General features: G+C 51.9%; 11 protein-coding genes. 4 read left to right on the top strand and 7 right to left on the bottom strand.

Annotated elements, in window-relative coordinates:
* Nucleotides 1–20: 20 nt before the first annotated feature.
* Entirely contained in the window at nt 21–401 is a 381-nt protein-coding gene (locus tag AC0YN4_RS09030; RefSeq protein WP_475781144.1) for a globin domain-containing protein, read from the bottom strand.
* 488 nt (nt 402–889) lie between these two features.
* Here AC0YN4_RS09030 and ylbJ point away from each other — a divergent pair, with 488 nt between their 5' ends.
* From ylbJ to AC0YN4_RS09015, 3 genes are all read left to right on the top strand, one after another.
* Nucleotides 890–1,993, top strand: coding sequence for a sporulation integral membrane protein YlbJ (gene ylbJ / locus AC0YN4_RS09025; protein WP_475835632.1), 1,104 nt, complete (start codon nt 890–892; stop codon nt 1,991–1,993).
* 65 nt (nt 1,994–2,058) lie between these two features.
* Nucleotides 2,059–2,856, top strand: coding sequence for an NAD kinase (locus AC0YN4_RS09020; protein ID WP_475781143.1), 798 nt, complete (start codon nt 2,059–2,061; stop codon nt 2,854–2,856).
* A complete protein-coding gene (locus tag AC0YN4_RS09015) occupies nt 2,857–4,596 on the top strand; it encodes an ABC transporter ATP-binding protein (protein WP_475781142.1) in 1,740 nt (579 codons plus the stop codon).
* Between the two features lie 463 nt (nt 4,597–5,059).
* Here AC0YN4_RS09015 and AC0YN4_RS09010 read toward each other — a convergent pair whose 3' ends face one another.
* Nucleotides 5,060–5,902, bottom strand: coding sequence for a YutD family protein (locus AC0YN4_RS09010; RefSeq protein WP_475835631.1), 843 nt, complete (start codon nt 5,900–5,902; stop codon nt 5,060–5,062).
* A 19-nt stretch (nt 5,903–5,921) separates the two neighbouring features.
* Complete coding sequence (lipA, locus tag AC0YN4_RS09005; RefSeq protein ID WP_210662457.1) at nt 5,922–6,818, bottom strand: lipoyl synthase; 897 nt, start codon at nt 6,816–6,818, stop codon at nt 5,922–5,924.
* A gap of 220 nt (nt 6,819–7,038) precedes the next feature.
* Here lipA and AC0YN4_RS09000 point away from each other — a divergent pair, with 220 nt between their 5' ends.
* On the top strand, nt 7,039–8,013 hold the full coding sequence (locus tag AC0YN4_RS09000) for a M23 family metallopeptidase (RefSeq protein WP_475781140.1): 975 nt from the start codon (nt 7,039–7,041) through the stop codon (nt 8,011–8,013).
* Nucleotides 8,014–8,061: 48 nt separating this feature from the next.
* Here AC0YN4_RS09000 and yunB read toward each other — a convergent pair whose 3' ends face one another.
* The 4 genes from yunB to AC0YN4_RS08980 all read right to left on the bottom strand — a co-directional run bounded on the left by yunB (nt 8,062) and on the right by AC0YN4_RS08980 (nt 12,784).
* Entirely contained in the window at nt 8,062–8,910 is an 849-nt protein-coding gene (yunB, locus tag AC0YN4_RS08995; protein WP_475781139.1) for a sporulation protein YunB, read from the bottom strand.
* A gap of 81 nt (nt 8,911–8,991) precedes the next feature.
* A complete protein-coding gene (locus AC0YN4_RS08990; protein ID WP_475835630.1) occupies nt 8,992–11,304 on the bottom strand; it encodes an ATP-dependent helicase in 2,313 nt (770 codons plus the stop codon).
* A 128-nt stretch (nt 11,305–11,432) separates the two neighbouring features.
* Nucleotides 11,433–12,542 carry a GerAB/ArcD/ProY family transporter gene (locus AC0YN4_RS08985; RefSeq protein ID WP_475781137.1) on the bottom strand — a complete coding sequence of 370 codons (1,110 nt, stop codon included), beginning with the start codon at nt 12,540–12,542 and terminating at the stop codon, nt 11,433–11,435.
* On the bottom strand, nt 12,539–12,784 hold the full coding sequence (locus tag AC0YN4_RS08980; RefSeq protein ID WP_475781136.1) for a hypothetical protein: 246 nt from the start codon (nt 12,782–12,784) through the stop codon (nt 12,539–12,541). Before AC0YN4_RS08980 ends, AC0YN4_RS08985 begins: the two co-directional genes overlap by 4 nt.
* Nucleotide 12,785: the final 1 nt, after the last annotated feature.

Raw genomic sequence — 12,785 nt, 5'->3', positions numbered from 1 at the left:
TTCGTCACGTCTCCCTATTGTTATGGTTGTTGATTAACAAAGTGATGCGCCGGTCCCGATAAACGGTCAAGCATTACTTCCTGCAGCTCTGCAGGTAAGTCCGTTTCAGCAAGGGCTTCCCGCATACAACCAAGCCAGGCCTCCGCACGTTCAGGTGTTATAGGAAACGGCAAATGCCTTGCCCGCATCATGGGATGCCCATATTCATCAGAGTATAAAGAAGGGCCGCCGAAGAACTGCGTCAGAAACATCGTCTGTTTCTCCATGACAGGTTGTATGTTCGGTGGAAATAAAGGCCCAATCAATGGGTTCTTCTGAACCTTAGAATAGAAGGATTCTACGATGCCTTTAATACCGGCAACTCCTCCGACAGCCTCATATATAGTGCTATAGTTATTCATCGTCATTACTCACTCCGTTTTGTAGGTCTTTTGTAGCACTTTTCTTAATTATTTTAACATAAAACATGAATCCATAGGCACACAAAAAAATGCCCTCTAGGAAGAGGGCATTACGGCAGTAGGTGTTGGTACGAATAAGAGTCGGGATATATCAGCTTTCGTAATCCTCTTCTCCGGGAGCCATCAGGGACTCACGGATGACGTAGATGAATGCGCAGACGAGGATGCCAGCAATTATACTCATAGTCATCACCTCAAGGCGTTCGATTGATGTAAGACAATTGTAGCATACCCAGAATAAAAATAACATATTGTTTTGCAAGCGTTTTCTAAACATTTTTTCCCCATATTACAGCCATATTACAGCTCTTTTACGCCCCTATTACAGCACCTTTAAAAAGCATTTTTTCGGACAAGTGATGTTTGTCCTCTCTCGCACATATAGCAGTAATAGTAGGCATTTTACGATTTTCAAGGAGGGCCTCTTCGTGCATGTCGTTCGCTATTTACTTCGTCCGTCCATCATACCGGCTTGGTCAGCGGTTCTGCTCGTTCTGCTGATGATTGGTTTTCCCGCTGAGGCGCTCTCAGCTTCCATTCGTGGGCTCTCCATCTGGTGGGAAGTGCTTTTTCCGGCTCTGTTCCCCTTCTTCGTCATTTCAGAGCTGCTGCTTGGACTAGGCATCGTACATTTCTTCGGCAAAATATTGGATCCGCTCATGCGGCCGCTCTTCCGTATACCCGGTATAGGCGGTTTCGTTGTGACGATGGGGTATGCATCCGGTTATCCTGTAGGGGCAAGACTTACGGCCCAGCTCTGGGAACAAAAGCTTATTAATCGTTCGGAGGGCGAGCGGCTCGTGGCGTTTACGACAACCTCGGATCCTATTTTCCTCATCGGTGCGGTTTCCGTCGGCTTCTTCCACAATGTTGCACTCGCGCCGGTTCTGGCCGCAGCCCATTATGGCGGCGGTCTCATCATCGGACTGCTGATGCGATTTCATGATCGTAAAGCAGAGGCGACTCTACCCGCAGCAGCAGCAGCAGGCAGCACCGGAGGCAAGAGCAGCACAAATGGGAAGAGAAAAAGCCGTCTCTCCGAGGCTATACACGCCATGCATTTCGCGCGTTTAATGGATGGACGCAAATTCGGCGATCTCCTTCAAGACGCCATACAAGCTGCGCTGCGGCTCATGATCGTAGTCGGCGGTCTCGTCGTGGTGTTCTCCGTAATCATGGAGCTGCTAAGACAGGCAGGGGGCATCAATGTATTGGCGCACGGCATTCAGTCCTTGCTCAGCCTGATTCATGTTCCGCCTGCCCTCTCTGACGCCGTAGTAAACGGCATCTTCGAGGTTACGCTCGGCGCGCGCTCCGCAGGCGCGGCAGTCAGCAGCGGTCTCGTCCACCAAGCGGCAATTGCCGCATTCATCCTCTCTTGGGGCGGCTTGTCCGTCCATGCCCAAATCGCCAGCCTACTCAGTCATACGGATCTGCGCTATAAGCCTTTTCTGTTTGCACGGTTCGTACATGGCTGTATTGCCACCTGCTTAATCTATCTGCTTTGGGGTGCGCTCGGTCCGGCGCTTTGACATTGAATTCGCCACAGATATCCGCTATGATTCAAGTATTAACTGCGCGGAAGGGGCGCCTGGATTTGAATTATGTCGTAATTGATCGAGGAGATAAGTTATCGAAAGAGCTTGTCACTCGTTTTCATGAGCTTGCAGCAGCACGAGGATTAAAGCGTAATGATGAGAGTCCTGAGATGGTCATCTCCATCGGCGGCGACGGAACGCTCTTGAAGGCATTCCACACCTATGTCGACCGAATCGATGACCTCGCTTTTATAGGTGTACATACAGGTCACCTTGGATTCTTCGCCGATTGGAAAGCCGACGAATTGGAAGAGCTGGTCCGCATGATGGCGGAAAGTGAACCTCGCATCGTACGTTACCCGCTTGCCCAAATCGAGCTGGACACAGACGCAGGCAAAGTGACACATACGGCGTTGAACGAATTTACTCTTAAGGGCCTCGACAATATGTTAGTCGCTCAAATTAACGTCAATGATGAAATGTTTGAAATGTTCCGCGGCGACGGCATTGTCGTCTCCACTCCATCAGGCAGTACGGCGTATAACAAAAGTCTTGGCGGCGCGATCATCCATCCATCGATCGAATCGCTTCAGCTGGCCGAAATTGCATCGATCAATAACCGGGTCTACCGTACGCTGGGTTCTTCAATTGTCCTGCCACAGCACCATCACTGCGACATCATTCCACGCAAGGATCAGCGGCTGCAGCTGACAGTTGATCAGCTTACCATTAAACGGGACGATATTCACTCCATTCGGTGCAGCGTGGCTTCACGCAAGGTTAGCTTCGCACGCTACCGTCCATTCCCGTTCTGGAACCGGGTGCGCGAAGCGTTCCTTGGTTACGATGTGAAATAGATGAATCATTTTCGCGCCTATCTGCAAATTGTTAAACCTTATCGCTGGCTGATTGCGATTACGCTGGCGATTGGCATCATTAAGTTCGCGATTCCGCTGACACTTCCCTTATTTCTCAAATATGTCGTCGACGACGTGTTGCTTGCTTCTCTCTCGGTTGAAGACAAAACAGCAAAGCTGTTTAAGGCGGTCGGGCTCGCCTTCTTACTCTTCGTCGTGGTCCGATATCCAGTCGAATATTACCGTCAATATTTCGCGCAGCTGACAACGAGCCGCGTGCTTTTTGACTTGCGTAACAAGCTCTACGCTCACCTGCAGCGGTTGTCCATTCGGTTCTACCAGAACCGCAAATCCGGCGAGATTATCTCTCGCATGATGAACGACGCCGAGCAGACCAAGTCGCTCGTAGAGACAGGACTCATGAACATCTGGCTGGATATGTTCACGCTCGTCATTGCACTCATCATCATGTTCAACATGAATGTCATGCTGACCTTTGTGGCTATTGCGATTCTGCCTTTCTACGGTTATGCGGTGAAGAAGCTGTACAAACGGCTGCGAGGCTACTCGCGTTCGAGATCGCAAGCGATGGCTGAGATGCAGGGGTATCTCAATGAGCATGTGAACGGTATTCCCGTGGTGAAGAGCTTTACCTTGGAGTCTTATGAGCAGCAGCAATTCGGCAATCGGAACCAGACCTTTCTGGAACGCGCCTTCGCCTTAACTCGGTGGAATGCGCTCACGCAATCCATTATTAATACGTTGACCGAAATTGCACCGCTGCTGGTGCTTGCCTGCGGCGGTTATTTGGTTGTGCAAGGCAAGCTTACGTTAGGCGAGTTTGTCGCCTTCTATGGCTATCTTGATCGGTTGTACGCGCCGCTTCGCCGGCTTGTCAACTCGTCTACCGAGCTCACTCAAGCATCCGCATCGCTGGAGCGTGTGATGGAGCTGCTCGGCGAGCAGGCTGAAATCACAGATGCGCCGGACGCTGTCCCGCTGCGTACTGTGCAAGGAGATATTCAATTCCGCCATGTATCGTTTCGCTATCAGAAGGAATCGGACTGGGTGCTGCGCAATATCAACTTGCACATTCCAAGAGGTCACACAGTCGCGTTAGTCGGCATGAGCGGCGGCGGCAAATCTTCGTTAGTCAGCTTGCTGGCACGCTTCTACGATACGCAAGAAGGCGAAATTACAATTAACGGCCAGCCCATTCGCAGTGTGACGCAGCATAGCCTCCGTTCGCAGATCGGGATGGTGCTGCAGGATAACATCTTGTTCAGCGGCTCTGCTCGCGAGAATATTCTGCTTGGCAATCCGGAGAGCACGGAGGAGCAGATTTACGATGCAGCCAGAAGAGCCAATGCCCATGAGTTCATCATGTCGCTGCCCAAAGGCTATGACACGGAAATCGGCGAACGCGGCGTTAAGCTCTCCGGAGGGCAGAAGCAGCGAATCGCGATTGCCCGCGTGTTCCTGAAGGATCCCGCCATCCTCGTGCTGGATGAGGCGACCTCGGCGCTTGACCTGGAATCCGAGCATGCCATCCAAGAGTCCCTCGCGGAGCTCTCGCAGAACCGTACAACGCTTGTCGTGGCGCACCGACTCTCAACAATTACACACGCTGATCTCATCGTCGTCATCGAGCATGGCCAGATCGTGGAGCAAGGCCGCCATGAGGAGCTCATGCGTAACGGAGGGGCTTACGCCCGGTTGTATAACGTGCAGTATTTATAGCTGCCATTGCGCACCAGGACATCTACTTGGGAGCGAATTCGGCGAAATGAGCTCATGTAGCGCACCAGGAGATCTACTTGAAAGCGAATTCGGCGAATCGAGCTCATGTAGCGCACCAGGACATCTACTTGGGAGCAAAATCGGCGCATCGAGCTCATGTAGCGCTCCAGGACATCTACTTGCGAGCGAATTAGGAGAACTGAACTCATGTAGCGTACCAGGACATCTACTTGGGAGTGAATTCGGCGAATTGAAATCATTTAGCGAACCAGGACAGCTACTTGAGAGCGAAATCGACGAAATGGGCTCATGTAGCGTGCCAGGACATCTTCTGGGAAGCAAATTCGGCGAATCGAGCTCATGTTCCGCACCAGGACATCTACTTGGGAGCGAATTCGGCGAAATGAGCTATAACAAAAAAGGCCAGCCTCAAAAGTAAGCACTTTTGAGACTGGCCTTTTATTTAATGTTTAGGGCTCTGTTCCTTGCCGCCACGCCCTTGAGGCGGATGGGAAGGGTTCTCCGATGCGGCCGCAACGGGAGCCTTCTGGTTAAAATGAGGGCGTTTGTTGCGATTCCGTTCCGGCCGATCCGGACGTTCATTACGATCTGAACGCTGCTCGCCGCCGCGATCAGGGCGCTCATTGTTATTGCGCTCCCCGCGTTCGCTGCGTTCTCCGCGTTCATGACGCTCGCCGCGCTCCGGACGTTCATTCTGATTGTTCCGAGCAGCCTGCTTGCCACCATGCTCACGGTCCTTATTGAAAGGCTTACGTCCCTCGCGAGGCGTTTCCTTCTCCGGATCCTTCGCCGCATCCTTACGGTTGCTGTTGCGCTGCTGCTCTCTGCGTTGATCCCGCTCATGCCGCGGCATGAACTTCACCTGCTGATGCTCCGAAGCCGGAGCATCAGCGGCTTGACCGGCAGCGACGGCACGGGAGGCGGTTACATAAGCTTCCACGCCATCAGCCGTTTCATAGGTTTCGCCATCCTGATCTTCGGTCAGATCGCCGTCTTCACCGGATTTCGCACCACCCGGCTGTTTCTCGAGCACGAAGTAGGCGCATCCAAAATTACAATACTCATTAATATAATCCGTCATCGAGGAGAACGCGCTCTCGCGCGTCACCTTCGGATGATTATCACGAAAGAATCCCTTGAGCCGAAGCTGATTATATCCCCAATCACCGATTACGTAATCGTATCGTTCCAGTACTTCACTGAATCGTTCTCGAAAGGCTTCGAAATTCCAGCCGTTTCTGTTCTCATGTATTAATTCGTAGGTTCTGCCGCTGATATGGATCAAGTCTGCTTCTCACTCCTTCTCACAGGGATGCAGGCTCGGCCTGTGCTGCGGATTTCACTTGCTCATGCGCGTGATACGAGCTGCGTACGAGCGGTGCCGATTCCACATGGCTGAAGCCGCGTTTAAGTCCTTCTTCTTTAAGCTTCGCGAATTCGTCTGGATGCACATATCGCTCAATCGGCAAGTGGTTCGGTGAAGGCTGCAAATATTGGCCCAGGGTCAATATGTTGCAATCCACCGCACGCAGATCATCCATTGCCTGCAAAATTTCATCCCATTCCTCGCCGACGCCAAGCATGATGCTGGACTTCGTAGGAATATTCGGCTTCATTTCTTTGGCGCGCTTCAGCAGCTCCATCGAACGAGCATACTTCGCTTTCGCGCGTACGCGGTTGGAAAGCCGAGCAACGGTTTCAATATTGTGGTTGAGAATATCCGGATTCGCATCCATAACCGCTTGCAGTGCATCCCAATTGCCCATAAAATCCGGAATAAGCACTTCTACGCTGCAGAACGGCAATCTCTTGCGGATGGCTTTGATCGTCTCGACGAAAATCATCGCGCCGCCGTCAGCCAGATCATCACGAGCAACCGAAGTCACAACGCAGTGTTTCAAGCCCATCTGCTCGGCGGCTTCCGCTACGCGTTCCGGCTCTTGCAAATCGAGCTCGGTCGGCAAGCCTGTCTTCACTGCACAGAATCGGCATGCACGTGTACATATATCGCCTAGAATCATGAACGTGGCCGTCCGATTCGCCCAACATTCATAAATATTCGGACAACGCGCTTCCTCACATACAGTATGCAAAGTTTTGGTGCGCATCATCTCTTTAATTTCGGCATAGTTGCCGCCTGTCGCTAATTTAATACGAAGCCAATCCGGCTTCGGCGCTCTTTCGGTGAGCTTTGTCTTCATGGGAGGTGTACCTGCTTTCTGTAATCTCTGCGTCTTATTATAGCACGTTTCGGATAAAAACCAATGATTTGCAAATCATAACAGCAGGGCAGTTCAAACCAATTGCACCCATTTCAGACATTCGACCGAAACCTAAAATGAAAGTTTTGCTAGTTGGCGCGTGTGGAGGCTGATACATCTGAGATCATTTGTAATACGCCTATTCTTGGTGATGTTGGTGATGGCAGGGCTTCCGCCAGGCACCGCTGCTTACGCAGGTGCGAAGGACACGGCGCCCAAAGACGATGCTTTCGCCAAACGAAGAGAGCTGTACGATGAAATTAGCATCGTAACCCGTATTCCCTGGTACCGTCTGGCCGCAGTCGATCAATACGAGCGAACCATGACAAGAGCCCGGCCCAAGACGAGGGCTCAGCTGGGCCAATATATCGGTATCTTTATGACCGAGAGTGCTTGGGCCGGCGTACTCAACCCCGATATGTCGGATGAGTCGCCTGCCTCCATTCGGTGGTTCAGCGGACTTGGTGTAGATGGGGACGGAGACGGGCGTGCGATACGCACGAATGACACAGATTTACTGTATTCTGTAGCCAATCATTTCATGCAATTTGGCACAGAAGAGGATGATTTTTCCATTGGTGTGTGGCAGTATTACCACAATACCAGGGCGGTACAACGCATCCGCCAGTTTGCGCGTCTGTATGCTACATACGGCAAGCTGGATTTGTTCGAGCATGCTTTTCCCGTCCCAGTCGGAACTAATTATTCCTACAAAGGAACTTGGGGTACCCGCCGCAGCTGGGGAGGCTACCGGATTCATGAAGGAACAGATATTTTCGCAAATCATGGTGTTCCGGTTCGCAGCACCTGCTACGGCATTATTGAGGTAAAAGGCTGGAACCCTTATGGCGGCTGGCGTCTTGGCATCCGCGACCTCAATAATTACTATCATTATTATGCGCATCTGTCCGGCTATGACAAGACATTAGCCGTTGGCAGCGTCGTAAAGCCCGGCCAAGTTGTAGGATGGGTGGGCAGCTCCGGATATGGCAAGCCCGGAACGCAAGGGAAATTCCCTCCGCACCTGCATTACGGGGTATACCGCGACAGAGGGTTAGTGGAGTGGTCGTTCGATCCCTATCCAATGCTAAGGCAATGGGAGCGAGAAGAGCGGCGCAGATTACGCAGAAAGTAAACAAAGAGCGCTAATCACAGGCCTTTAGCCTTGATTAGCGCTCTTTGTTTAAGGTTCGTCTGCAGGCGCAAGCGACGGCACATCAGCATTACCGCCGCTATTCCCCTCAGCGTCATGCGTCTCCGTCGTAGTGGACACACCATCCCCGCTTTGCTCCATCGGCAGTGAAATATTCGGAGCTCCTGGCGCCGAATCACCGACGGGATTGCCTTTGTTATCGTAATAGTACATCGGCACATCGCCAACTACGAGCAAATACGAAATCGGAATTTCGGTCTCCACGAGCTCCGGCTTCGTATCGAACGGGATAATGATCGAAACCTCGGCCACAATGTGCATGTAAACCTCAACCAAAATCATATTGATCCCGGCATCCTTCTGCCGCGTGCTCAGATCGACCTTCACCGCTCCGATCGGCTCGAATTTCACGGGTATACGCGGACCGAAAGAAGCGATAATCGCGCTGCCCAGCGCTTGGCCAAGGGGAATCCGCTCCGGAATATCGCCCATCTTGTTCAGCGTTGTTTGCACGGTATCGATCGTCTCGGACGTAATCCGCATATGCTCGGCATAGTTGAGCATGAAGCCGGAAATTTTGCCGCTGGCATTCGTTTTCCAATCAATCAGCTTATCCGCATTGGAGTTCCCGGCGACCTGTTCCGTAATCGCTTTGTTGATGGATTGCGTAGCCACCTGCTTCACGCGCAGGGTAGCGACGGTCATGAGCGGGCCTTGCAGATTGCGTTCAATGAAGATAAACGTCTGCGCGAAGAACAGTATAAACAGCAGCATCAGGAAGACGAGCAGCTTGCGTCTGCTTATCTTCTTCCTAGGCTTTCCGGACGAACGGCGCCGCCTGCCGCTGCTTCGCCAGCCCCGTCTTCCCCATTTGCGCATGCGACGGCCTCCTTCGTGGACGGTCTTGCACATCTCCATTCCAAGCTAGCTTATGCGGAGACCGTCCAAAAAAGAAGACAACTAGTGCAGCTCAAGAAGCCCCATTTCGAGACAAGCGGCAACCGACAATTTACGAACGCCGGTCGTAAATCGAATTTCGATAAATTCCGCTCCAACCGCGATCAGCTTCCCGTTGCCAAACACGCGGTGCTTCAGCTGCTGACCCGGCTGCAACGAAGCAACGTTCTTCAGCGCTTTCGGATTCGGCGGTACGAACGACTTCGCTGAGCTTGTAACCGTCACCGTTCCGGCAGATTTGCGCGATCCGGCAGCAGACTTCCTCTGCTCACCACCCGCACGGGTTGCCGCAATTTCCGCCGATGCCGTCCCCGTCTGTTCTGCACCCGGAGGCGTCTGGAGATTACGAACGGCCGTCACGAATTGGGACTCCTTCACCTCTTCCCCGTCCCGCTGTCCATAGCTCAGCAGCACAAGCTGCTGCTTCGCCCGCGTCATGCCGACGTAGAACAGCCGAACCGCTTCTTCCATTTCCGGCGAAATTTCGCCTTCCACTTTCTTCATATCATCGTTAGACGGCAGGATGCCGTCGATCAGATCAATGATATATACGCGCTCAAACTCCAAGCCCTTGGCGCTGTGCAGCGTGGAGAACGTAACGGCGTTGGCGTTCTTGTTGCGTTTGGAAGCCTTCATGACCGCTTCCAGATACTTGAGCCGGTTCGCGAAATCCTCCAGCGTCTCCAGTCCCACCGCAATATCCTCAAGCGTATTAAGGATGCCGATCAGATTCTCTTTGCGGAAGCCGAGCCGCTCGCACATTTTCTCCAACGCCTTCTCGTACCCCAGCTTGTACCGGATCGTACGAATCGCCGACTGGGGAGCTGTCTCCTTCAGCGAAACAAACGTATCTTTGCAATCCTGCAGCTGCTTCGGCTGGTAGTCCTGCAGCGGCACGAATCGAATCAAGTTGTCGAAGACGGACTCGTTATTCTGAATTTGGCTAAGCGCTGCCATTTGCGTTTTGGTAATATAACCGTTCAGCTTCGTATGAATCTTCTCCAGCAAATCCGGTCGCTTGTCCGTGTAGGCCATTCGCATGAAATTCAGGATGTCCTCCAGAATCCAGTGGGAGAAGAAACGATTGTCGCCATCCTTCATATAGAACGGAATGCCTCTGCGGTCAAACTCATTCATGAGCGAGATCGACGATGAATTGTTCCGATACAATACGGCTGTCTCGCTTAAATTCTCGATCAGCGCCACCTTGTCTCCGACATACTTAGCCTGCACCTTGTAATCGGCCAAACTCTTGATTTGAATCGGCCTGTTGCTGGGGTTGCGGGTAAACATCTCTTTATCATAACGGTTGCGGTTACGTTTAATGAATCGGTTGGCGATGCTGACGATATTTCGCGAGGAACGGTAGTTCTGCTCCATTTTCAGTATCGCGGCGTCCGGATATACCTCTTTGAAATCGAGCAAATACTGCGGTTCCGCCGCCCGCCAGGTATAGATGCTCTGATCGTCATCGGCGACGACGCACAGACAGCCATGTCTGCGCACCAGCTTCTCAATAATGGCATGCTGTACCAAGGAAGTATCCTGGCTTTCATCCGTCAGCACATAGTCGAATTTGTTCTGGTACTTCCATAGGAGCTCATTGCTTTGCTCCAGCGCGCGGTTCGCGATGACGAGCATATCGTCATAATCCACGAGCAGCTTGTCGCTTCGCGTACGTTTGAACGCTTCGTATTCCTTCAATAGCAGAGCAGCATCCGGAACATCGCATTTCACGCTCGCCCATTCCGCTTCGGGAACCAGCTTGTTCTTAATGAAACTAACATAGGTTGTGAGCTCTTCCATCTGCTCTTCCGTGATGTTGTCGCCCCGAACCTTCCGGTAAATATCCCGAAGGATCAGCTTCTTATGAAGGGGAGGATTATTGTCATCGAAACCGCCGGTTTGCTCCGTTTCCCCCTCGCCGACTTCTATCTCTACTGCGCCTTCTATAATTTGAAAGGAAGTTTGCGAGCGGCGTAAATATTCCCGCATGACTTCGAATGCGAGACTATGTATGGTAGAGAAATCGACGCTTCCGGAGGGCATCTCCGGGAAAAACCGATTAAACCGGTCCTTCATATCCTGCGCAGAGGCTTTACTGAACGTAACCGCCTTAATACGCGAGGGATGGACACGTTTCACTTCAATTAAGTAGCCGATTCGCATAATAATTGTCGTCGTCTTCCCTGATCCGGGCGAAGCCAGCAGCAGCAGCGCACCTTCGGTGTGCATAACCGCCTGCTTCTGCACCTCATTAAGCGCAACGCCAAGCTCTTCTTTCTTTCTAGCGAAAAAATCCATCGTTCCTGCCATTTCCGAAATGTCCCTTCCATTCCATAAACATTAAAATTCCCTCTGACGCGGCTGCGGGAGGGAATATAGTCGTCCGTCTATGATTGTATAGAACAAGTATCGCTCGTTTGCTCCCCTGTCCGCAATAGTTATTTTCTGCCTTCGGCGCTGCGGCCCCTTAACCTTAGCTTAGCAATGCCCCACAGCAGAAGCGGCACACCTACACAATGAACCGGAAGGAGGTATGGAATGGCGATTTTCTGCGGGAAATAGACCGAGCTCTCGATGAAATCTTTGGGAATAAAGGAGAGCAGCATCACGAAAGGCGCTACCCCCCACATGAGCCGCTTCCACTTCTTCACCCCCAGCCACTGGGCGGTCCCATAGGTGCTGACGAAGAAATAGAGCGAGACTTTAATAAACACACTAATGATCCAGATGGCGATGACGAGCGAGTCCAGATTTTGGAGAAAATCAAAATACGTCATGTAGCGGATTAGATTGAAGAACGGAAAGGTCAGCCCCGCTCCGGCGCCATAACCAATGACTCCCACTATCAGAAAGGTCGAGAGGGACGTCAGCAGCCCTGCCGTCCCTACGCCAAGCATAGCCGGTTTTGTGCCCGATTTCGGATTCGAAACGAAGGCAAACAGCATGATGAGAATGATGCAATCGCCTAAGAAGGTCGTCGTCGGGAGTGAGCCCTTCAAGATCGTTTTAATGCCCGTATCGGTATACACAGGAAGTATATGATTCCAATTAAAGCCTTTGGAGCTCAAGACGAGCGGCAAGAAGATGCCAAGCAGGATAGGCGGCCCGAACACCTCGCTGCAGCGTGCAATGACTTCAATTCCGGCACTCGCTACATAGATCGCAACAAAGAGCATACCAATAATCGGAACAATCATGGGCGTTTTCGGCAATATCGTAGCTGCAATAAAATCCGCATATTGGCGTAAGATGATCGCGAGAACGCTGTACCAGTAAATGAAGTACAGGAAAATAAGCAGATGACCTGCCCATTTGCCGACAATGAGCAGCACATACTCCACAAAGGTTTTTCCGGGATACAGCTGACTGAGCCGCGCGCATACAAAAGCAATAAATGTGCTAAAGACGCTTGCAAGCACCATCGACAGCCACGCATCCTGCTTGGCGGTTACAAGAGCCGGATTAATCGTTAGCAATATGGTCATGCCTGCTTGCATGGTCGCGATCAACCAGAACAACTGCTTGCCGCCGATTCGCATCTCGTTCATGATTGTCCCTGCCCGCTGCCAATCAGCAGCCTGCCAAGCGGGCCAAACCACAGCTCCAGAAGCTCCGAAGGACCCGGAAGCCGAGGATAAACATACAGCAGCACGCCAAGCCCAAAGCCAATCGCCAATAATGCAAAATAAGCAATCCGCTCTTTCCTCGGAGCATTGCGTACCCAGTACCACTGTAGAACGCTCACGATCAAACTGCATGTCAATAACGCGGGAATGGATTTCCAAGTCATA

The organism is Paenibacillus sp. J22R3 (assembly GCF_056269305.1).
This window is presented reverse-complemented; position numbering and strand designations above follow the sequence as displayed.